The organism is Deltaproteobacteria bacterium (assembly GCA_016178705.1).
In the GTDB taxonomy this organism is placed as follows: domain Bacteria; phylum Desulfobacterota; class Binatia; order HRBIN30; family JACQVA1; genus JACOST01.
In genome coordinates this window covers 344,448-366,978 of the sequence record JACOST010000031.1, presented here as the reverse complement: position 1 = coordinate 366,978, position 22,531 = coordinate 344,448, and the positions used below count along the sequence as shown (strand labels likewise).

Sequence of the window (22,531 nt, the reverse complement as noted above, 5' to 3'; positions counted from 1 at the left end):
TCTGGTTCGTGGCGTTCTTCGTATCGGAGACGGGCGATCGAGCATGGAGGAATAGTGCAATGAGACGGGTCGTCGATTCGAAATCCGCGCGGCGTGATGCGGCAGGCCTGGGCTACGCCGGTTCGTAGGGTTGCCGTGAAGGCAAGGGAGGCGATCATGACGCGAACTCTACTAAAGAGAAACCTATCAGGTTCAATCGGCTTGGTGCTGCTGAGCGGGCTTGTGCCTGCCGCGCCGACTTGGGCTGCGCCAGGAGACCTCGATCCGACGTTTGGCTCTGGGGGTGTGGTGACGATAGAGGTGACCACCAACGAACTGGCGGCTTGTGCAGCTGTGGCCCTTGCCCCAGACGGGCGACTAGTAACGGCCGGATCTGCAAGAGTGTTGATGGCAAATGGTAGTCGGGGTGATGTCGCAATGGTTCGATACCGAAGTGATGGAACGCTAGACCCAAGTTTTGGAGCACTTGGAGTTGTGACCACGTCGGTCGGTGGTTTCGCCGACGGTGTAAACGCGGTGGCTGTAGAGCCGGCAGGCAAGATCGTTGGAGTAGGCACCTCCGAGCTTGACCCAGGTGGCTTCGGGGTGCTGCTGCTTCGATACGATACGGACGGAGCACTCGACTCTGCATTCGGGGTCAACGGGGTTGTCACAACCCGCTTTGCAGACGCTGGGGCAATCGCAACGGACTTGGTTCTGCAAGCCGATGGGAAGATCGTTGTGGGTGGTGGTAAAACAATCGATCCGGTAGGGCACAACCAATTTCTCGTGATGCGGTATGACTCGAACGGCAGCCTCGACCCAACGTTCGGGATGGGAGGTGTCGTGACCATCAACATCCCGGGGGCCAGCGCAGGCAGGGAGGCGCATGTGGAAGCGCTCGCTGTGCAAAGCGACGGGAAGATCGTTGCGGCGGGGCCGTTCGACGCTCCCGCCCGTAGCCATATCGCGGTAGTGCGCTTCATGCCCGATGGGAATCTTGATCCGGCCTTTGGCACCGGTGGCATTGTGACCACCAGCGTTCACGATGACACCTTTCCATCGGCGGTTGTGGTTCAACCTGACGGAAGGATCGTTGTAGCGGGTTCAACCTTCGATGTTGTCAATGGGTTTGGCGCGAACGGGAAGTTCGCCATCGTCCGATATAACGGCGACGGCAGCCCGGATACTACATTCGGAGCAGGTGGGGTTGTCATCGCTGGCCCGCCGGCAATCGAGGCGGGTACGGCGGACCTCACTCTACAACCCAATGGGAAATTGGTCGTCGTTGGGTACGCCGTCGTGGGCTATATGGGAGCCGCCCCGATACGCGATGTCGCGCTGGCTCGCTACAATCCCGATGGCTCGCTCGACCCAAGCTTTGGGTCCGGCGGCGTGGTGATGAATCATTTCGCCGCAAGTAATGTCGGGCCACTGGTGTTACAGCCCGATGGGCGGATTGTCGAAGTCGGATCCGTGGATCGCAACGGTCCCTGCGTGGGTGGCTGCAATCCTGATGCTCATTGCATCCTGGTTCGGTATCAAGGTGGCGACAGTGCATCCCCCACGCCCTCCGCCACAGCGCCCACCAGCACGCCATCGCAATCTCCGGCGCCAACCATGACCACAGCATTGCCGACGCCAACCATCACAACGATGCCGACGCCCACATCTACGCGCCCGCCGCTTTGCGGCAACGGTGTCCTGAACGGAAGTGAAGAATGCGACGACGGCAATCTCATTGATGGCGACGGATGCGACTTCAATTGCACGATCACCCGCTGCGGCAACGGCCGGGTCACCGCAGGCGAGGAGTGCGACGACGGCAACGCGAATCCAGCGGACGGCTGCACGAACGATTGCCGCGCTTGCGGCAACGGAGTAGTGACGGCGCCCGAGCAGTGCGACGACGGCAATCGCAACGATTCCGATGGTTGCACCAACGCCTGCACCGTGTGCGGCAACGGAACACTGGTGCCGGGCGAGCAGTGCGACGACGGCAATGCGGTCAGCGGTGATGGCTGCGCGGCGAACTGCCGCTACGAGTTGATCCCCGGCAACGTCGCGGCCAGTACCGACAAGCGCGCCTGTCAGTTGGAGTGGACCGTGGTCAATCCGAACAACACGCCGCGGCTCGATCGCCGCGGGCGGCTCAACAACACTCAAACCTGCCACAACGGCGATGCCACCTGTGATCTGGGCGGCGATCCGTTGGCCTGCGAGTTCCGCGTTGCGGTCTGCGTGAACAACCTCGACCCGCAGCTCTCGAGTTGTACACCGCAAGGCGTGCGGGCTGGAGTCGACGTGCGCTTCGGTGGCATCGACATCGTGTTGCCGATCATGAGCCGTGACCCAATGAACTACACGAGCCTCTACCAAGCGCTGCAGCAGTTCCGCGACCCGAACACGGGTGCCACGATGTCGCTGCCGATCGACTCGAACCGCACCAACGTGTGCACGGACGCGTTCGCGATCCGGGTGCCGTTGCGCACCGTCGGGACGCGTCAGTTCCTTGGGCGCGTGCAGTTGCGCACGATCACGCGGGCGCAGGACACGTCCCCGATCCCCGTTATGATCGATCTCGATGGTCTCACGTTGGTCTGCACGCCGTAGAGCGCCCGCATGAGGCAAGGACGCTGAGATGGGAACGCGGCGTCGAGCGTCACCGGCGCCGCAGCGCGGTGACCTTGCTGCGGCTCGCGGTGGCGGACGCGGTGGGCCGCTGAGCGTGGGCCAAGAGTTGAGCGGCGCGGCGCGCAAAGCTGTGCATGCCGAGCTGCTCGAAGTCGCGCACGGCGGCGGCGAGTAGCTGGCGCGCTTCGTCGCGATCGGCGGCGGCGCCCTGGCGCAGCAATACGTTCCCGTAGTCGTGGCGAGTGTGCGCAAGCAGCGGTACGGCACCAAGCCGTGTTTCCATTGCTATCGCCGCCTCGAAATGCCGGCGCGCATCGTCGAGCCGACCAACCAAGGCCGCGAGGCACCCAAGACTCCGCGCCATCGAACTCACGCAGGTGCCGACGACGTTGACGGCGTTGCGTCCTTCGTAGGGCAACAGCAGGCGATACAGGATGTCTGCGCGCTCGCGGTCGGCGAGCGCTACGCACACATCGCTCACCCCGTTCATCGCCACCAGCCAGAACGTATCGCGTGGAATCACGCCGAAGTTGTCGGCAGCGACCACTTCGAACTGAATGCGAGCATCGTCCAGTCGGCCCAGCTCGACCAACACATACGCCAGGCCGCAGCGCCACGAGGGTACGGTCGGAAACTGGGCGACGAGACCCTGCAGCATCGGCTCGACCTCGGCGATGCGCCCCTGCTCGCGCCGCAACGCGAGAGTTTGTGCGCCATACATCTGACTGACGTTCCGGCTCTCCGCGCGTTGACCAGCGGCCAAGGCTTCTTGCGAAAAACGCTCGCTGTCACTGAAGCGTCCGGCCAGAAAGGCTTGCAGCGCACGAAAGGCGAGAACGTACCACATGTAGTACGGCTGTCGGAGCCGGGTCGTAATGGCTTCGCAGGCGGCGAGATCGACATGTACGCGGTCGATGTCACCGATCTCGAGGGCGTCGATGAGGCGGAAGCGATGGGCTTGCAGCGCCATCTCGTGATCGCCGACTTCTTCTGCGAGGGTTACCATCGCATTGGCTACCGCGTCGCGATCGTCGAGATTGTCCGGTCCCCAGATTGCCCAATGGCGGCAGCTGAGCGCGCCCAGATGCGACGCGGTATCTCCCATCCGCTGGGCCATGTCTACCGCGGCCCGGCTGAGCGCATCGCGTTGTGGCAGGGAATTGGGGATGTCGTACAGCGCCACCGCCTGCCGCGCCGTAACTTGCGCGCGCAGGGCGCTGTCGCAGTCGGGCAACAGCGTTAGCGCCTCCGCCAAAAGGTCGCTCAGGACCGGATCGACCACGCCGAGCGTGAACCCGCGGAAGCCGCCACCGTAGCCGAGCGCGGCGCGCGCAAAGCGCTCAGGCGCGCGATCGGCGCGCGCCGCCACGGCGGCTGCGTAGAAAGTTGCGCGAGCCCGGGCGAAGTCGCCGGCGCGCCATTGGTGGTGACCAAGCGCGAGCAAGAGCTCCCCGCGCTGGCCGCTGACTTCGTCACCGAGCGCGCTGAGCTGCAAGGCGCGTTCGTATTGCGTGGCCGCCTCCTCGTACGCCAACTGACTGGCCGCGTACTCAGCCGCACGGATTGAGTAGGTCACGCCTTTGCGCGCATCGCCGCCCATGGCGGCCTGCGCAAAGTGGTGCGCCAACTCGGTCAGGTGGCCGCCGCGTTCGCGGTCGTGGGTCTGTTCCAACGATTCACCCACACGCCGGTGCAGGCTGACTCGGTCGGCGGTGCTCAGCGTGTCGTAGAGCGTCTCACGAATGAGGGCGTGCACGAAGCGATAGCCGCCAGCCGACTGTCCGACCGCATCGATGATGCGCGCCGCCCGCGCTTCATCGAGGAGATCCAGCACCGCGGTCCGCGGTTCTGCTGACTCCTTCATGCGCGACCGCAGCGGCTGCAATGCTTGGCTCAATGTGGCGACTGCGAACTGACGGCCAATGACCGAGGCCGCCATCAATAGGCGATTGCACTCGGACGAAAGTGGCGCCAGGCGGCGAGTGATCGCTTCCCGGACGGTTGGTGGCACCGCGAGGACGATCGTGTCGGTCGCCAGTCGCTCGACCTGTCCGTTGCGGGTCAGGAGTCGGACCACCTCGGTGACGAAAAACGGGTTGCCTTCGGTCTCTTGATGGACAGCGGTGATCAGCGACACCGGCGGTTTGTGACCGAGCGCCTGCTCGAGGAAGGACGCGACGTCGTCGACTTCCAAGCCGTCGAGTTGGATGCGTTGACTGTTCGGCGCGCGTACCAGATCCCCCAAGGCATGGGCGAGCGGATGCTGCGGCCGCACGTCCGTATCGCGATAGGTGGCCAGAATCAGCACGCGGGCGTCAGAGATCGCTCGCGCGATGAACTGCAGCAGTAGTAGTGACGGCTTGTCGGCCCAATGGAGGTCATCGAGGATGAGCGCCAGCGGTTGGCCGCGACTGGCGGCGGCAAGAAAGCTGTTCACACTTTCGAATAACTGAAAGCGGGCGTGCGCTGAGTCGTCGCGTGGCGACTTGCGGGCAAGGCCAGGCAAGCGCTCGGCAAGTTCCGGCACGAGTTGCGCGAGGTCTTCGGCGCTGTGACCGAGGACCGTCGGCAGCGTTGCTGGCTGGAGCTGAAGGAGGTGCGCGCGCAGAATCTGGGCCCATGGCCAGAAGGGCGGTGCGCCCTCGCCCTCGTAACAGCGGCCGACGAGTACGCGCATGCCGCGCGTGCGGGCCAGATGAGCGAGCTCGTCCGCCGTACGCGTCTTTCCGATCCCCGGCTCGCCGGCCAGCATGAGGAGTTGGCCGCGGCCGCCGGCAGCGGTTGCGAGGGCGCGCTGCAACGTGGCCATCACCTGCGCTCGGCCGATGAACGGGCTGTCTGTCGCGGCGACCGCTGCTCCGCGCTCGCTGGGTGATGATGAGTTTGACGGGCAGGTCGGCGAGGTGCGCTCGATTACGGGTGCGATAAAGCGGTAGCCGCGGCGGTGAACGGTTGCGATCACGCGCTGCTCGGTACCGTCATCGCCAATCGCCTTGCGCGCGGCCTTGATGCAGTAGGTCAACGCCGAATCGCTGACGAATTCGCCGGGCCACAGTCGCTCGAACAACTCCTGCTTTGTAACCAGGCGGTCGCGGTAGGTGATCAGGTGAGCGAGGACATTGAAGACCTTGGGTTCCAGCTTGACCGGCTGGCCGCCGCGCCGGAGCTGATACAGGTCAGCGTCCAATTCAAAGTCCGCGAAGGCGTGGATCACCGAACGCTCCCTCTCCCTTCTGAGTTTTTACCATACACGCCCACGCTTTCCTCACCAAATCCTCAGCAATCCCTCAAGCGGCGACGGTTGAGTTAGCGTATCACTGGCGCCATATACGACTCGCGCCAGGCCAGCAGCTTCGGCGCGCAGACGGATTCGGAGGGCGCCATGACGTACGGCCAACATGGAAACAACGGACATCGTAATGTCGCGCAGCCGCGGGTCTTGATGTACGGATCGCGCGCAACGAGCGATCGTTGTTGCGTGCGCAAGCCCCTGGTCGCTTTCGCGAGGGCGACAGCCCTCATCCTGGCCACCCTCGTTCTCCTTTTGTGGGGGCCGGCGATCTCGGCGGCGATGACCCAGGCCGAGCCGAGCGGCCGAACCTCAGTCATGGAAGCCTACGGCAAACTGCCGCTCAGCTTCGAGGCCAACCAGGGCCAGACCGATGCCCAAGTCAGCTTCCTGGCGCGGGGCCGCGGCTACGCACTCTTTCTGACCGCCAACGAGGCGGTGCTGGCCCTGCATAAGCCCACCGGGGTGACGAGCGGCTCAGAAGGGGAATACAACACCACCGATGGGGACGTGCTGCGCATGCAGCTTGTTGGTGCCAACCCCCAGCCGCAGGTGGCGGGCCAGACGGAGCTGCCCGGGAAGGTGAACTACCTGCTGGGCAACGATCCGGCACAGTGGCGCAGCAACGTTCCCTCTTATGCCAAGGTGCGCTACCACGAGGTGTATCCGGGGATCGATCTCATCTACTACGGCAATCAACGCCAGGTCGAGCACGACTTTGTCGTCGCGCCCGGGGCTGATCCCGGATCGATCATTCTCACCTTCGTCGGTGCTGACCAGATGGCGGTCGGCGCCGACGGGGCTCTCGTCCTCCACCTCTCCGGCGGCGAGGTGCATATGTCGCCTCCCCTGGTCTATCAGGAGATCGACGGTGCCCACCGCGGCGTCGTGGGCCGTTACGTGCTGCGCGACGGCGACCAGGTCGCCTTCGCCATCGGCAACTACGACCGCTCGCAACCGCTGGTCATCGACCCGGTGCTCCTCTATTCGACCTTCCTGGGCGGTACCGCCGCGGACGAAGGGTGGGATATCGCAGTCGACTCGCTCGGCAATGCCTATGTGGCGGGGCTAACCAGCTCGACCAACTTTCCGACCACGGCGGGGGTACCTCAGACGTCTAACGCTGGCGGTCAGGACGCCTTCGTGACGAAATTGAACCCGACCGGGTCGGTGCTCCTGTACTCTACGTATCTTGGCGGGAGCGGAAATGACTTCGGAACGGCCATCCGTGTCGACGCTTCATACAACGCCTATGTGACCGGCCTCACCGCCTCGTCGAACTTCCCGACAACTGCCAGTGCCTTCAGCTCGACCTGGTCCGGGAGCAATGACGCGTTCGTTGTAAAGCTCAACCCCGCCGGCAGCACCCTCCTCTACTCCACGTACTTCGGCGGCAGTGGCGCCGACAACCCGATAACGATCGCCATCGATGGCGCGGGGGGCGCGTTCATCAATGGTATAACGACGTCCACCGATCTGCCTTTCAGCCCCGGCGCGTTTCAGACCAGCCACCAGGCCGATGTTGAGGATACTTTCGTGGCGAAGTTCGACACGACCCTGTCGGGCGCGGCCTCCCGCGTCTACGCCACCTACCTCGGCGGAAACTGCCTCGATCGGCCGGGTGGCCTCAGCGTGGACAGCGTTGGCAACGCGTACGTCAGCGGCAGGACGGATTCGAGCAACTGGCCGGTGACGGCAAGCGCGTACCAGAGCACGAACAGCGGCGGCGGTTTCGGCTGTGGCTTCGGAATCTCCGCCTACCTGACGGAGCTCAACTCCATCGGCACCGTCGTCCTGTACTCGACCTACCTCGGCGGCTCGACCGGAGCGAGCCTCGGCCAGGATATCGCCGTCAGCGGGACGGTGGCCTACATCGTCGGGTATACCACGGCCACCAACTTCCCTATCTTTAACCCCTTCCAACCCGTCCACGCCGGGGGCGTCAACGACGCTTTCGTCGCACGGCTAGACGTGACCCTCTCGGGCGCCGCTTCGCTCACCTACTCCTCCTATCTTGGCGGCACCGGCTCGGATGTCGGCACGGGCATCGCCGTCGACTCGGCTGGCCGCGTCTACGTCACCGGCGTGACCGACTCGACCAACTTTCCCACTGCCGCCGCCGTCCAGTCGACGAACGCGGGCGGCGTCGACACCTTCGTCGCTGAGCTGGACCTCTCGACCGGGACGAGCGGCCTCCTGTTTGGGACCTACCTGGGCGGTTCGGCAGATGACAACGGGCGCCGCATCGCGCTGGACCCCGGGTGCTCCGCCAACTGTAACATCTACGTCACGGGGAAGACCGCGTCGACGAACTTTCCGAGTACGGCAGGAGTCTTCCAGACAACGTATGGCGCCGGTCTTACCGATGCCTTCGTGACTAAGTATGGCCCGGCGACGGCAACGCCAACCAGCACGCCGACGCAGACCCCGACCGCGACCGCAACGCAGACACCAACGGCGACACCAACCAGCACGGCGACGGCGACGCCAACCAGCACGCCGACGCAGACCCCGACCGCGACCGCAACGCAGACACCAACGGCGACACCAACCAGCACGGCGACGGCGACGCCAACCAGCACGCCGACCCAGACCTCGACCGCGACCGCAACGCAGACACCAACGGCGACACCAACCAGCACGGCGACGGCGACGCCAACCAGCACGCCGACCCAGACCCAGACCCCGACCGCGACCGCAACGCAGACGCCGACGGTGACACCAACCAGCACGCCGACGCAGACCCCAACCGCAACGCCAGCTACGACCGCGACGGCGACCCCGACGCGCACGGCCACACGAGTTCCGACCAACACCCGCACACCACGGCCGACCCGCACGCCGACGGCAACCCCGCTGCCACATACCTGTGGTAACGGCGTGCTCGAAGTGATGGAGCAGTGCGACGACGGGAATCTGACGAATGGCGACGGCTGCAGCAGCACCTGCACGTATGAACTGATCCCCGGCAATGCCGCTGCGAGTACCGACAAGGTGGCCTGTCTGCTGGAGTGGGCGGTCGTCAACCCTGGCAATATGCCGCGCCTGGATCCGCGCGGGCGCCTGAACAGCACCCAGTCTTGCAAGAACAACGATGCGACGTGCGATCATGGCAGCGATCCCGCTGCCTGCGAGTTCCGCGTCGCGGTGTGCGTCAACAACCTCGACCCCCAGCTCTCGATGTGCACACCCCAGGGCGTTCGAGCGGGGGTCGAGACGACCTTCGGTGGCATTGACATCGTGCTGCCGTTCGCGAGCCGCGATCCAGCGAACTACACCAGCCTATTCCAGGCGCTGCAGCAGTTCCGCGACCCGAAAACGGGTGCCACGATGCCGCTGCCGATCGAATCGACCGAAACCAACGTGTGCACGGACGCGTTTGCGATCCGTGTGCCGCTCCGCACGATCGGCACGCGTCAGTTCCTCGGGCGCATACTGGTGCGTACGATCACGCGGGCGCAAGACACGGCTCCGATCCCGTTCATGCGCGACCTCGATGGTCTCACGCTGGTCTGCAAGCCGTAGGTGATATCAGCAACCGGAGGCGTCGCATCGCGAATTCGGAACGGGTACCAATTGCATATGGAGAGATGGTAGCGCACACGTGGGTCGCCGCGCCCGGTCGGCGACGGTGACCATGGCGTTACGGCCAGCAGGCTAGACGCGCCGCTTCGCTTCTTGCCAGAGGGCTTCCTGCTCCGGCAGCGCGGTGTCGCGGATGTCTTTTCCGGCTTCGCTCAGACGTTCCTCGATGTAGCGAAAACGGCGCGAGAAACGGTCGCTCGCTTTGGTGAGTGCGTCTTCGGCGTTGAGGTCCAGGTGACGGCCGAAGTTGGCCGCGGCGGCGATCAGGTCACCGAGTTCGGCTTCGACCGCTTCCTTGTCGCCGAGATGGAAGGCGGCCCGCAACTCGTTGAGCTCCTCTTGCAGTTTGTCGAGCACGTGCTCGGGGTGGCTCCAATCAAAGCCGACGCGCGAGGCCTTTTCGCTCAGGCGCTGCGCGCGCAAGAGCGCCGGCATGGCGCGCGGAACGCCAGCGATGGCTGATTGATCTGCATGGTCGCGGCGCTCCTCGGCTTTGATCTTCGACCAGTTGCGCAGCACCTCCGCGGCGTCCTTGACTTGGGTGTCGGCGAACACGTGCGGGTGTCGGCGGATCATTTTGTCGCAAATGGAGCGGACTACATCGTCGATAGCGAACGCCCCACGCGCGCTCGCCATTTCGGCGTGGAAGACGATCTGCAGCAGCACGTCGCCCAATTCGGTACACAGCTCACCGTCGTCGTGAGCGTCGATCGCCTCGATCACTTCATAGGCCTCTTCGATCAGATATGGTTTGATCGAATCGTGGGTCTGCTCGCGATCCCATGGGCAGCCGCCGGGTGCGCGTAAGCGTGCCATGATCTCGACCAGCTTGGTGAAGCCGTCCGCAGCACTCATGCGCCGGTCAGTATCGGACAGAATTCAGCGAGTCAACGCGACCCGGGGTCCACTCCGCTTGCGGCACCGACGCGTAGCCGGTAGCTTCAACGCCACGGGAAGATGTGACGAAGCCGATGGCGAACGTACGAGTGTACACGACCGCGTCCTGCCCCTTTTGCGTGCGGGCGAAGCAGCTCTTGACTCGCAAGGGCGTGGCGTTCGACGAGATCGACGTGGGCGACGACGATGCGCTGCGCGAGCAGATCACGCGGGAAACCGGTTGGCGAACCGTGCCGCAGATTTTTGTCGGCGATCGCTTTATTGGCGGGTTCGAAGAACTCAAAGCGCTGGATGCCGACGGCCAACTCGATCCACTGTTGGCAGCGTCGTGAGCGGCACGGGAACTCGCCGGTGGGTGACGGTGTTGTAGCGGATACGGACCGCGCCGCGTAGAGGGTCCGTGTGGCGAAGGGAGGGAACGCACCGCGCGCGGATTTTGATGCCGTCGCGCTGCCGCACATGGACGCCGTATACAGCGCCGGGTTGCATCTGACCCGCAACCCCGACGACGCAGCAGACCTGCTGCAAGACACCTTTTTACGCGCGTACCGCTCCTGGGATCAGTTTACGCCCGGCACCAATTGCAAAGCATGGCTAATCACCATCCTCTACAACGCGTTCCGCAACCGCTACCGAACCAAACGGAAAGAACCGGTGACAGTCGAGTTGGTGGCGGAGACCGCCGCTGATCCGAACAGCGTTCCCTCTCGGCAACTACTGGATCCGGAGACATTGGTTGCCTCGCAGGTATTGGCCGGCGAAATCGACACCGCGTTGAGCGAGTTGCCCGAGGAGTTTCGTGCCGCGGTGGTGCTCGTCGATTTGCATGAGTTGACCTACGAAGAAGCGGCGCTCGCGCTGGCGTGTCCGGTGGGAACGATTCGCTCGCGGTTGTCGCGTGGACGGCGATTGTTGCAAGCAGCGCTGCGCGACTATGCGCGAGCGCGCGGGATCATCCCGAGATCATCCGATGAACAATAGCGCGATGCAGTGCGTTGATTACCTCGCGATGGCGGCGGCAGATATTGACGGCCGGCTGACCGTGGACGAAGAACGCGACGTCGAGTCGCACGTGTCCTCGTGCGCGCACTGTGCGGCGGTGCGGCAGCAGCAGCGGACTATCAAGCAACTTGTCCGGGAGCGCGCCGCTCACGTCCCGACGCCGGCGGGTGTGCGCGCACGGGTGCTGCAGGCCTTGGCGCGCGAAGGTGCGGGCTCCAAGATCCGGCGACGTTGGCTCAGCCCGGTTCGATTGACGCTCGCCGGCGGCATCGCGGCGTTGGCGATGCTCACCGTGCACATCTGGTGGCAGCCGGTGCAACCAGATCTGCTCACATCCTTGGCCCGCGACACGCATGCCGCCGCCGCCGATCACATCGCATTGGCGATTCGCACCGGCAACGTCGACGACCTGCGTCGCTACTACCGGAGTACCGGAAAGATCGGCTTCGAGCGATCAGCGGATGACCTCAGCGCCTGGGGGCTACGGTTGGTTGGCGGAACGGTCGCACGGCTCGGCGATATCGATGCGACGTTAACGGTGTACGAAGGCGCGGCGGGCCGGGTCGTGTGTCGGCGCTTCCGCCCCGGATCGATTCGCCTGCCCGAAGGCGGTGAGTGGATCGGAGACAATCAGTTCTTCACCATCGATGGAGTGACGGTGTGCTTGATGCGCCTGGGCGACGTGATCTGCTGTCTGACGACCACGATGGCCCGCGCGGATTTTGTAGAGAGACTCACCGCTCCAAAACATATGTGAACGCGGCGGATGCCGTCGGGCCACGATGCGCACTGATGCGCGGGCAACCTGTGCGTTGTCCGCGCATCACTCGCAGGCAAGGAACGCTATCGCCTAGTCGTCCTGCGACGAATCGCCACCAGGCTGACCGGCAGTGTCCTCGGGGCTACCAACCTTGCCGTCGCCCGCGGCATCATCCAACGGATTGTCGTCCGCCCCGTCCTCGATCCCGTCGCCGTCCGTATCGGGATTGGTCGGATCGGTCCCCTCGGCGACCTCGGTCCCATCGTCAAGCCCGTCACCATCGGTATCGGGGTTGAGTGGGTCGGTGCCGAGTTCAACCTCATCACCATCATCGAGCCCATCATCGTCAGTATCCGGGTTGAGCGGATCAGTTCCCAGCACGTGGACTTCAACACCGTCGCCCACACCGTCGTGGTCTGTGTCGGTGCTCAACGGATTGGTCTTCAGCCGCAGGACTTCCATCCCGTCGCTAAGGCCGTCGCCGTCGGTATCCGCCTGGCTGGGATTGGTGCCGAGGCGTTTTTCGACACGGTCGGGCAGACCGTCGTGATCGGTATCGGTTTGGGCACCGCGACGCCCGGCGGATGCGGCCGGGGCCACCATGCTGATACCGCAGAGCACGCCCGCGCTCAGCAAGACCACCATCAGAGTCTTTGGGTAACGCTTCATCGTCTCCACCTCCTTCAAAGGTCGTAGCGTAGCTCGCTCGATTGCGAACTCTCGTGACCTCAGAAGCAAGCTACTCGCCAGCGAAACGTGGGCAGGTTCGCGATGGAGTTGTACGCGCCGCTGCGTTCACGCTGCGCAAGGAACTGCAGGCGCTGGGGCGACTTGGTGCAAGTTTCTGCAGAGACGACCGCGCGGTGAATCAGCTTGCCATCGAAGGTCCCACGCCATCGCGTCTCGGCAGGGACGCCGGCGCCCAATCGTACGCGCCGCGCGCTATGAGCGACTACTCTTGTTCTTCAGGATCTCGTCGATGATCTCCTTGAACGACTCGAACGGCAACGCACCGGAGAGGAATCGGCCGTTGATGAAGAACGCGGGTGTGCCGGAGACGCCAACGGAGTTGCCGACTTCGACTTCTTTCGCGACCTGGGCGGCGTACTTGCCGTCGTCGAGACACTGCTTGAACTTGTCCTTGTCGAGTTGCAGATCGGCTGCGTATTGTTCGAGGTTCGTGTCCTCGAGGGCGGTCTGATTCTTGAACAACAGGGCATGGTACTCCCAGTACTTGCCCTGATCTCCGGCGCAGTGAGCGGCCTCGGCGGCGCGCTGCGCGTGCTCATGGAACGACAGCGGGTAGTCGCGATAGACGAGCCGAACCTTGTCCTTGTAAGTGCTCAAAACCTGCTCGACTGTTTGCTCCGCGCGCCCGCAGTACGGGCATTGAAAGTCAGAGAACTCGATGATCGTAACGGGGGCGTTGGCCGGGCCACGCGACGGACCGGTTCCCGGCACTTGGATGATTGGTGGGCTGATTTTGAGCGACAGCTTGGCGCCGGCCCGCAACTGTTGCAGGTACGCTTCGCGGGCGGCCTCGATGCGTGCGTTGCGCAAGTGCTCGATGAGGGCCGGACGTACTTCCTCCAGTGGACGGCCGATGTTCTCTTTGTTCTGCTCGTAGAGTTGCTCGACCTCATCCGCGCTGGGGTCCGATACGCGCGCGGCGACTTCCTTCTTCAGCAATGCGTCGACGGTGAGATGCTGCGCCTTGGCGGCCTTCTCGAGCAAGCGCTGACTGACGATCGAGTCGATGCCTTCCTTCTTGGCGTCGTAGATCTGCGACTCCAGACCAATCAGCCGTCCCTGGATCACCTTAGCGACCTCCGCCTCGGTGATGGGTGCACCATCGAGGGTTGCGAGCACGGCTGAATCAGCGGCCCGCGCAATTGACGCCGCAGAGATGACGAGCAATGCGGCAGTGACGGTGAGCACGGTTCGTGTCATGCGAATCATTCTCCGTTTGTTTTGGATCATACTTTTTCCGACGAACACAGGTGCCATAGGCACCGGGGCGACGCAAGCTGCCTATGGCGGCGCGGCAGGTGTGCGACTATCTGGCTGGAGCGCTCGGAGCGATCGTCGCCGTGGGTGGAACCTGTCCGCCGTGCCCGAGTTCTTCTTCCATGCTCTTGAATCGGCGTTCGAGTTCGCTGAAGCTGGCCTTCATGCGCTCGGCGAGCGTACTGAACTCGTCGATTTGGCGATTCAGAGCTTCCTTGTCGCGCTGCGAGTCGGCCAAGCGCCGCGACAGTTCTACAATCTCGGCGGTGGTGGCGCCGGTGTCCGAATGCGACGGGAATAGCAGCACGGCAACGATCACGCCGAGCGGCAAGCCAAGCAGAATCCCCACGACGAGGCCGGGAAAGAAGCGCAGTCGGAGCATGATGCGGCGGGTCTACTGCGGCGTGTTGCCGGGCAGCGGGCTGACGGTGGCTTGCTGAATCGACTCGAGATAGTCGCTGAGCATTTCCAGACGCCGGCGGGCGTAGATCGAAGCCATGCCGGCGGCCGGTGCGCCGGGCTGTCCGAAGCGTTGCGGCCACACCGGCATTTCGCGAGTACCGTGGCTGGGCAGCGCGCGGTCGCCGGACATCACCGCGGCGAGTTCCGCCCGTGGAAATGAACCGTCGTGGTGCGCACCGAGTTGGGTGAGATCAGGCGGCGCTTTGACCAGCGCCTCCGCGACCGGCCCGTGCCCGCGGCCATCGGCACCGTGACACGGTGCACACGATTGCAGGTAAAGCTGCTTGCCCTCACTCAGAGACCCGGCGGTCTCACCCGCGCCTGCCGGCCGCAGTGCGCCTGCTAGGAGCAGAGCAAGAACGATGGCCCGCCACCACCGCCGACGCTGGCGACTGCTGCGCGCCGATCGAACGTTCGGATGAGTCGGCATCACCGCGCGCTGCTATCAGGAAACCTGTACCGGTTGCAACGGGAGCCGACTTTGCCTTGACAAGGTAAACGCGGCCGGTAGAGTCCGGATGCGCGAGTTGCGCTTCGCGGGCAGAGGAGAGGCAGGTGCGGACGACGATTGGATACCTACTGCTGGCCGTGTGTGCGAGCGCAGGGATTGCCGCTGCAGAGGTGGCGTCGGACAAGCCGGCTGCAATCGTAGTCTTCCCGAAACTGCAGGTCTCCACATCCGCGAGCGCGCGGGTCGACACGCTGATCGAGTTGAGCAACACCTCCCGCACAGAGCCTGCGCTGGCTCATTGTTTCTATCTCGATGCAGGTTCTCACTGCACCACGACGGGCGCGCCGTGTCGGCGGTCGGCGGAATGCGGCGGTGGAAGCTGCGTGCAGGGGTGGACCGAGACCGACTTTCAAGTCCACTTGACTGCGCGCCAGCCGCTGGCGTGGGTCATCACCGACGGCCTCGGGTCGATGCAGCATCCTGTGCCGATCGATGGCCGGCATCGTAACGGTCCGCCTGATCCGACCGACTCTACGCACAAACCGCAGACCAATGCCGGAACTCTGGTGCCTGCCGTCGGGACACCCTTCACCGGCGAACTCAAATGTGTCGTCGTCGGTCGCGACGACCGCCCCTCTGAGAAGAACGTGCTGGTCGGACGCGCGACGATCACCCGAATCGAGGCCGACGGGGGCCTCGACGTTGAGGTGTACAACGCGATCGGGGTACAGGCGATCACGGGGACCAACAATGGCGACGGCAGGTTGCGGCTCGGCGGTGATGGCGCCGAATACGAGGGTTGCCCGAACACGCTGATCGTGAATCATTTCTTCGATTTCGCCGTCGACCCGGTTCACCCCGACAGCCACATCACTTCGGCGTTGACCTTGGTGCCGTGCAGCGAGGATCTCATCAGCGGTGATACGCGGTTCGGTTCCACCGTCGCTACGATCCTGGTGTACAACGAGTTCGAGCAGCGCCTCTCTACATCGGTTGTCGTCGATTGCCTGTTTGAGTCGCAGCTCTCGCTGATCGACACCACCCAGCCACAACGCTCCGCGTTCAGCGTCGGCACGGGCGGAACGTTGGTTGGCCAGATGCGCATACGGCCGACCACGCACGGCCTGCTCGCGGTGCTCAGTGAACACCACACAGCCAAGAAGGATGGACACGTCGCATCCGCGATGGTCAACGTCGATCAACAGGGGCGCCGCGGCGCTGGCGACGAGATTCGGTTTCGTTGACGGCCGTCGCGGTTAGGCGCGCCGCGGCAACTCGATGGTCAGATCGTTGTCGGGCGGCGGCCGATCGCTGAAGCTATTGACGTAGGCCGCGAGCGCCGCGTCGCCGAGTTCTTCCGCGGTATAGGCGAACTGCTCGTTGCCCTCCGCAATCGTCGGCCACCAATCGCGCAGGCGCTCAGCCACCTCGGCGGCGCGTCCGGGTGCGAATTCGTACGGGCGCGCCATGAACACAGACCGAAGGACGCCGACGAAGCTCTCAGCGGACTCGGCCCGTGAGGCAGCCTGGAGATCGGGTCGCGATGGAATCGTCTGCAAGCGATGCGAAGCGATGCGGATCTCTCCGGGACGCAGATCGAACGTGCGATAGGCGTGCGGATACCCGGCCAAAGACGAGGTGACAATGTTGTGCAAGCCGGTTTCGGCTTTGACATCTTGAATGTGTAGGTGTCCGGAGAGCGTAATCCGCACACCGTGGCGATGCAGGATCGTTTTGAGCGCGGTCGCGTTGCGAACGTGAAACCAGGAGAACAGCTCGCTCATCGATTCGCCCGGAACATGATCAATGATGCTGTGGTGCAGCATCACAATCGGCTCGCGACCACTGCCGCGCTCTCGACCAAGGTCGTCGTCGAGCCACGCGAGCACGTCGGACGGGATCTCGCCGTAATCATACTCGGGCGCGGGGGAACAGAGCCCGATGAGGTGGACGTCGGGTGTCGGATTCGCGCTGTAAGCGAGGCGTGTGGGCGAATCGAAACCGAAATCGCCGTAGCAGCGCGGGAAGTCGTGCACCGTCAAGCCGCGAACAGCGGGATCGAGGTAGTGCGGCGGCCGCAACTTCGCGGGACGCGGCTGGTCATGATTGCCAGGGACGCAGAACACCGGTCGCCGAAAGCGGGAAAGCAGCTCGCGCGCCTTGTCGTGATTGTACGGCTCGGAGTCCTTCGTCAAATCGCCGGCAACAAGAATGAAGTCGAGATCGGAATCGGCGTTGATGGCGTCGAGCGCGGCTTCCAGTAGCTCGACGCTCTCCACGTACATCGTGGGCTCGGTTTCGATGACGGGCGGCCGCCATCCGGTGTCGGGGTTCGGCACCGTGACGTGCGGATCGGCGATCAGAGCGAAGCGGGCCATGATGGTGGTTGCTAAGCGCGATGGGGCGAGCGGAGGCGGGCAACGCGGCGGTGGGGCAGGGCGCGCCCCACCGTCGTCGCCAATGACTCAGTGTCCCGACTCGATCAGGTGCGCGATCTGAAACCAGTCCTCCGTCACACCGGACTTCTCGCCCAGGTTGAAAAACCAACCCTCGGACGTGACCTTCTGGCTCGGCAGGGCCGCGCGCGTGGCGTGTTGCAACTGGATGTCCACCATCACGATGGAGGGCACAAATCCCATGTCGTCCTGATAGACCGACAATGTGGCGCCCTCGAACGGCTTCTTCTTGTAGCTGAACTCGTTGACCCAGATCTTCCACAGCGCTCCGGCGCGGTCGTAGATGTCGGAGTAGGGCACCACCCACGCTTCCTTGTCGATGAACATCACGCGCTTGGAGTAGGCGTACTGCGGCAGTTTGGAGACGCCCTCGATCACATAGACTTGGCGCTTCTCCCAAACGTCATCGAACATGAAGTCGGCCGCGCCGTCGCCCCACTTCACCGGGTAGTGCTCGGCGTGCATGCATCCCAGGATGGTCTTCTCGCCGAGCAGCTTCCAATCCATCCACGCGATGTGGCCGCTGTAGCCGTAGTAGCTATCGACATCGGTATCTTGGCCGAACAGCGCATCGGAACGCTGCGATGTCGACAAGCGACGTACTCGGCGCAAGTTGGGTAGATAGAGCCAGCTATCATCCTGTTTGGCGGGATCGAGATAGCGAATGCTGGTAGCGCCCACACCCTTGAGATCGAAGGGTTCCAGAAACGGGTGCAACGACTCGCGATAGCGAACGCCATCGGGGTTGGGTCGCTCGGGTTTCGGATCCACATACAGGCGGCCGTTGTAGAAGAGGCGGCGGAAGTGATCGAGGATGAAGTGGCGCTCGATGCCCATGCCCTGCGCACCCGTGCCGACCGGACCGGTGTCGGCGTCGAATTCACGCAGATCGACATCGTCGGTAGTCAGCGGCTTGTAGTCGTAGTTCCACATGATCTTCAGAGCGGCCTTGGGATCGTTGACGTCGATGTTTGGGAACGGGAGCCCTTCGACGTAGTTCTCCAGCCGCAAGCCATCGGCGGAGAGTCGCACTTGGCTGGAGTATTTCTCGGTAGCCTCTTTGTATGCGCGCGGCCACTCGATCTTACGCGGCTCGATGATCTTCATCTTCATGCCGTGACGCACCACCCATTCGAGACCCGGCGAGATGAGGTCCTTCGCCTGATCGACGTTGGTGGCGGTTACGACGTCTCCCCCTTTGACGTCGGCGGCTGCCGGTGTTGAGAGTAGTAGCCAGCTCACGCTCACTGCCGCAAACACGGTCAGTTCTCGCTGCCTCATACGAACCCTCCTTCCCGAAGATTTCGCCTACTTTGCATCAGTTCGACCGTCCGTGGCAAGGGTGAATTGCTCAGGGAGGGCGGGGCGTCGAGCGAGATGGTCGCAGCCTGCGCGTTAGTGTGCCTCGCGCCGCCGTCGCGCTACGACGAGGAGGACTGCGAACATCAGGGCGAAGCCGTACCCGCCGCGTGCTTCACCAATCGCGCAGCCACCGTTTTCGCTGTGCACGGTCACATCGACGCCTGCCGGTGGCGTGTTCTTGCCCGGGGTGGGTGGTGCTGGAGTGCGCGTGGGGCGCGGTGTTGGTTGTAGGCGCGTAGAAGTCGCGGTCGGCGTTGCCGTCGCCCTCGTCGGCGTGGCAGTCGCCGTTGGGGTTTCGGTCGGAGGCCCGGCGATCACGGTGATCACGCCGGGTACGGCTTCGTCCACCGGTTGATTCACACTCAGTTTGTCTTTCGTGCTGACATTGCTGAGCGATAGCGCGATGTCCCCGAGCGGGCTTTGAGCGGGAATGCGGAAGGTGATCGCCAGCAACGTCGCACTGGGGAGGACTGCGTCACGGCGTGCATTCGAAATCAGCACGTCCAGTTGTCCGGGTTGGGAATCGATCGATACTCCCGTCGAGAACGATACGGTCAGGATCGAATTGCCGTCTGGGTTGAAGTGCACGGCATCGGGGATACCGTCGTTGTCGGCATCGGTCGGGTCTACATCGAGCCCCGAGTGCGTCACGCTGAATTGCAGCACCGAGATCTCATCAGCACCACCCGCGGCCGCGTCATCGATGCCGGGCACGAAGCGAACGGTAACGGTGGCCGTGCCACTGGGATGGCCCGTGGTGTTGCTGATGATGATGTCGACGCCGTGCGGCGTGACCGGCTCTCCAGCACGAACCGCGGAGCTCGCGAGCATCAACGTGAGGGGGAAGGTGAGAACGAACAGCCGCGACCACTTCATCAGCGCACCCCGTCTCTTAAGAGTTCGCCGATTCTTCGCGGAGACACCGTCGCATGTCAAGGATAATGTGGCGCCTCGGTCCGGCAGCGGACGCCAGCCAGCCGTCCTCCAGGGGGTTGGGCGAGGCAACAACGCAAAAAACACTTGACATACGACCAGTCATTTGGGCAATGTCATTCTGTCGCTTGGATCGGTCCGCTGGAGCGTATTGCCAACTCAATGTGCGGGCCCTGTGCGTAGGGGGGATTAGTTATGATGCGAAGAGCATGGGTTTCGGCGAGCGTTGCCGTACTTGTTGGGAGCTTGGCATTCGGGAGTCGCGTGAGTGCGCAACTTCACGGTGCCGCGCTCGATGGTTTCAGTGCGACGTGCACCGTCCTGCGGGGCGGGGATCAAGTGACCGTGGAGGTCCGGGCCTTCAACGGATCGAGCGTCGATCTGACCGGGCTGACGGCATCGAGTCTAAGCGTCGACGCAACTGGCAACGCCGCGTTCAACATTGTGAGCGTTCCAACGATGCGACGCGTCCTGATCCGAAACAATGCGCATAGCTTCAAATGGCAGGGTTCACTGTCGGGCGCGGGGACGCTTACGCTGTCAACCGACGTGACGGCTGAAACGCCGAATGGAGTAACCGTGACAACCGGGACGGTGACGTGTGCGCCGATCAACGTCAGCGCCGTCCCGACAGATACCCCGCGTCTGCGGGCCACTCCAGAACCGACACGCACGCCGGCATCGACCAAGACGCCGCGAGCGCGCGCTACCGACAAACCGACCCGGACGCCAGCACCGACCAACACGCCTCGTCCTCGGTTGACTAAACCGCCGACGCAGACACCCCACATACGGCCAACACGCACGCCGGCAGGCCTGCGACCACCCAAGGAACCCAACGCGACGCACACTCCGGTTCCGCCAAAGGCGACTCGCACGCCAGTGCCACCGACCGAGCCGCCAACAGTGGGCGAACTCTCGTCGGCTTGCTTCGTCTCGCAGAACGGGAACAGCGTGACGATTTCGCTGCTGATCAGCAACACGACCGGCGTTGACCTTGCTGATGTTACGCCGCTCGATCCTCAGGTCACTTCGACTGGTTCTGCGCTATTGAACCTCGGATCTGCAGTGCCGGGTCGCTTCTCCTCGGTCGCTTCGGGTAACAACGCGCGCTTCCGCTGGCAGGGCGATCAGAGTGGCAGCGGTCAGAGCAGGGTTACCGTTGGCGCTCGAATGACCGCCAATGGGCAGGTAATTGAGACGCACGCCGAATGCGATCCGATCACAACCGCCGAGGTGCCGACAAACACTCCTGTGCCGGCACAACCGACGCGCACGCCGCGCATCCCAGAACCGACCAAGACCCCAGCGCCGGCAGAAGCGACACGTACACCGCGCGTACCGGAACCGACCAAGACGCCGGTCCCACCGGGCCCGACCCGCACCGCTGCGCCGACGGCACCAATCAATCCGGCCGGCTTCACTGCAACGTGTCACTCGATGCAAAGTGGCGCGAACGTCGGGATTTTCCTGACCGTAAACAATGGAACCGGTGGTGGTGTGACCAACGTGCGAGCTCACGGGCCGACGATCACCGCCAGCGACACAGCCTCGCTCAACATTACCAACGGACCATCTCCAGGCGTCTACGCCTCGGTCGCCGATCGGACCAAGGCCTCCTTCAAGTGGGGTGGGCAACTCAGCGGAGCCGGCAACGTCTCGCTCACCGCAAGCGCGACCGCGAGCGGCGCCGGCGGTGAAGAACTCGATACGGGTGAGGTCGACTGCGGCACGGTAGGCCAAGAGGCCCCACCGCCGCCGCCGTTCGACGCCAGCAAGCTGATCGGTCTCTGCGAAGCGACCGTCGTAGACGGGAAGATCCTCGCCTCGTTCCGCTTGTTGCTCATCAATGGGACCGGTGGCGATCTTACCAACGTGACTCCGTTTGGCCCGGACATAGAGACGACTGGGACGGCGGGCCTCTCGATCAACAACGGCCCAAATCCAGACTCGGTCGCGACTCTGCGCGATGGTGGCCGTACACGGTTCCGTTGGCAGGGCCAAGGCTCGGGTAAAGGTAGCGCCTTCATCCATGTCGGCGTGACCGCCACTGGACCAAACGGCGAGGCCGTGAACACCGGCCCGATCGAATGCAACACCTTGGTGCTCCCGCCGAAGCCACGCGGCTAGGCGAGACCCGCCACCCCTAACCAAACCGGGCTGGTAGCGCGCGCTGCCAGCCCGGTTCGTGTTTTAGGGGATCGCACTCTTTCCGCCGAACCCGCGTTCGACTACACTGCGACGCTATGAACTGGCGACAGCGAAATCGGCCGGCGCGGCCGGAAGCCAGACGCGAGGTGGTCAACACCGGCCTCGCGCAACGCAACGGCATCGACGCATTCGAGTTGTTCTGCGCCTACCATCTCGGCATCACTGCCGAAAACGGCTATGCGTTTCAAAACATCCATCAGGTCGCCAAGCGCTTCAAGACCAACGCCGCTGTGATCCGTCAGATTCTGAGCGAACTCGGTATGGATCCCGACGCGATCGTCCACAGCTCGTTCGACCTCGCCAGCGCCCAGGTCGACATCATGCTCGCACCCGAAGGCGTCAGTCGCGTCGAGTTGGCGCGCGAACTCTACCAAGAGTTTCGCCAGGCCCCTCGGCGTGATCGCAATTGGGCGAAGGAACTCGCCGAGGACGCGCGCGAGAACGAGCGCATCTTCGGCGGCGAGCCGAGTCCCAAGCGCAACCGCTGAAGAGCCTGCAGCGCC

17 protein-coding genes are annotated in these 22,531 nt (G+C 63.7%); 8 read left to right on the top strand and 9 right to left on the bottom strand.

The features are described from left to right. The first annotated feature begins 156 nt into the window (after nucleotides 1-156). Nucleotides 157-2,592 carry a DUF4215 domain-containing protein gene (locus tag HYR72_24780; protein MBI1818209.1) on the top strand — a complete coding sequence of 812 codons (2,436 nt, stop codon included), beginning with the start codon at nucleotides 157-159 and terminating at the stop codon, nucleotides 2,590-2,592. A gap of 49 nt (nucleotides 2,593-2,641) precedes the next feature. On the opposite strand, the gene HYR72_24775 is transcribed toward HYR72_24780, so the two are convergent. Continuing rightward, nucleotides 2,642-5,827, bottom strand: a complete 3,186-nt coding sequence (locus HYR72_24775; GenBank protein MBI1818208.1) for an AAA family ATPase — start codon at nucleotides 5,825-5,827, stop codon at nucleotides 2,642-2,644. 264 nt (nucleotides 5,828-6,091) lie between these two features. On the opposite strand from HYR72_24775, the gene HYR72_24770 reads away from it, so the two are divergent. Beyond that, nucleotides 6,092-9,427, top strand: coding sequence for an SBBP repeat-containing protein (locus tag HYR72_24770; protein ID MBI1818207.1), 3,336 nt, complete (start codon nucleotides 6,092-6,094; stop codon nucleotides 9,425-9,427). Nucleotides 9,428-9,559: 132 nt separating this feature from the next. Here HYR72_24770 and mazG read toward each other — a convergent pair whose 3' ends face one another. Then, nucleotides 9,560-10,342, bottom strand: a complete 783-nt coding sequence (gene mazG / locus HYR72_24765; protein MBI1818206.1) for a nucleoside triphosphate pyrophosphohydrolase — start codon at nucleotides 10,340-10,342, stop codon at nucleotides 9,560-9,562. A 116-nt stretch (nucleotides 10,343-10,458) separates the two neighbouring features. On the opposite strand from mazG, the gene grxC reads away from it, so the two are divergent. The 3 genes from grxC (at nucleotide 10,459) to HYR72_24750 (ending at nucleotide 12,143) form a co-directional block, all read left to right on the top strand. Further along, entirely contained in the window at nucleotides 10,459-10,716 is a 258-nt protein-coding gene (grxC, locus tag HYR72_24760) for a glutaredoxin 3 (GenBank protein MBI1818205.1), read from the top strand. 70 nt (nucleotides 10,717-10,786) lie between these two features. Beyond that, nucleotides 10,787-11,365 carry a sigma-70 family RNA polymerase sigma factor gene (locus tag HYR72_24755; protein ID MBI1818204.1) on the top strand — a complete coding sequence of 193 codons (579 nt, stop codon included), beginning with the start codon at nucleotides 10,787-10,789 and terminating at the stop codon, nucleotides 11,363-11,365. A gap of 4 nt (nucleotides 11,366-11,369) precedes the next feature. Beyond that, nucleotides 11,370-12,143 carry a hypothetical protein gene (locus tag HYR72_24750; GenBank protein ID MBI1818203.1) on the top strand — a complete coding sequence of 258 codons (774 nt, stop codon included), beginning with the start codon at nucleotides 11,370-11,372 and terminating at the stop codon, nucleotides 12,141-12,143. 93 nt (nucleotides 12,144-12,236) lie between these two features. Here HYR72_24750 and HYR72_24745 read toward each other — a convergent pair whose 3' ends face one another. From HYR72_24745 to HYR72_24730, 4 genes are all read right to left on the bottom strand, one after another. Further along, the gene (locus HYR72_24745; protein MBI1818202.1) at nucleotides 12,237-12,815 is read right to left on the bottom strand and encodes a hypothetical protein; all 579 of its coding nucleotides are present in this window, start codon (nucleotides 12,813-12,815) and stop codon (nucleotides 12,237-12,239) included. A 273-nt stretch (nucleotides 12,816-13,088) separates the two neighbouring features. Then, nucleotides 13,089-14,096, bottom strand: coding sequence for a thioredoxin domain-containing protein (locus HYR72_24740; protein ID MBI1818201.1), 1,008 nt, complete (start codon nucleotides 14,094-14,096; stop codon nucleotides 13,089-13,091). A 106-nt stretch (nucleotides 14,097-14,202) separates the two neighbouring features. Continuing rightward, the gene (locus HYR72_24735; GenBank protein MBI1818200.1) at nucleotides 14,203-14,535 is read right to left on the bottom strand and encodes a hypothetical protein; all 333 of its coding nucleotides are present in this window, start codon (nucleotides 14,533-14,535) and stop codon (nucleotides 14,203-14,205) included. A 12-nt stretch (nucleotides 14,536-14,547) separates the two neighbouring features. Then, complete coding sequence (locus tag HYR72_24730; GenBank protein ID MBI1818199.1) at nucleotides 14,548-15,045, bottom strand: c-type cytochrome; 498 nt, start codon at nucleotides 15,043-15,045, stop codon at nucleotides 14,548-14,550. A 125-nt stretch (nucleotides 15,046-15,170) separates the two neighbouring features. Here HYR72_24730 and HYR72_24725 point away from each other — a divergent pair, with 125 nt between their 5' ends. Beyond that, nucleotides 15,171-16,310 carry a hypothetical protein gene (locus tag HYR72_24725; protein ID MBI1818198.1) on the top strand — a complete coding sequence of 380 codons (1,140 nt, stop codon included), beginning with the start codon at nucleotides 15,171-15,173 and terminating at the stop codon, nucleotides 16,308-16,310. Between the two features lie 12 nt (nucleotides 16,311-16,322). Here HYR72_24725 and HYR72_24720 read toward each other — a convergent pair whose 3' ends face one another. The 3 genes from HYR72_24720 to HYR72_24710 all read right to left on the bottom strand — a co-directional run bounded on the left by HYR72_24720 (nucleotide 16,323) and on the right by HYR72_24710 (nucleotide 19,760). After that, entirely contained in the window at nucleotides 16,323-17,444 is a 1,122-nt protein-coding gene (locus HYR72_24720; GenBank protein MBI1818197.1) for a metallophosphoesterase, read from the bottom strand. Between the two features lie 87 nt (nucleotides 17,445-17,531). Further along, nucleotides 17,532-18,803 (bottom strand): DUF1329 domain-containing protein, encoded by a 1,272-nt coding sequence (locus HYR72_24715; GenBank protein MBI1818196.1) that lies wholly within the window; start codon nucleotides 18,801-18,803, stop codon nucleotides 17,532-17,534. A 114-nt stretch (nucleotides 18,804-18,917) separates the two neighbouring features. Beyond that, on the bottom strand, nucleotides 18,918-19,760 hold the full coding sequence (locus tag HYR72_24710; protein ID MBI1818195.1) for a hypothetical protein: 843 nt from the start codon (nucleotides 19,758-19,760) through the stop codon (nucleotides 18,918-18,920). Between the two features lie 321 nt (nucleotides 19,761-20,081). Here HYR72_24710 and HYR72_24705 point away from each other — a divergent pair, with 321 nt between their 5' ends. Together HYR72_24705 and HYR72_24700 are read left to right on the top strand one after the other, a co-directional pair. Continuing rightward, complete coding sequence (locus HYR72_24705; GenBank protein ID MBI1818194.1) at nucleotides 20,082-21,947, top strand: hypothetical protein; 1,866 nt, start codon at nucleotides 20,082-20,084, stop codon at nucleotides 21,945-21,947. 116 nt (nucleotides 21,948-22,063) lie between these two features. Then, on the top strand, nucleotides 22,064-22,516 hold the full coding sequence (locus tag HYR72_24700; protein MBI1818193.1) for a hypothetical protein: 453 nt from the start codon (nucleotides 22,064-22,066) through the stop codon (nucleotides 22,514-22,516). The last annotated feature ends 15 nt before the right edge of the window (nucleotides 22,517-22,531 follow it).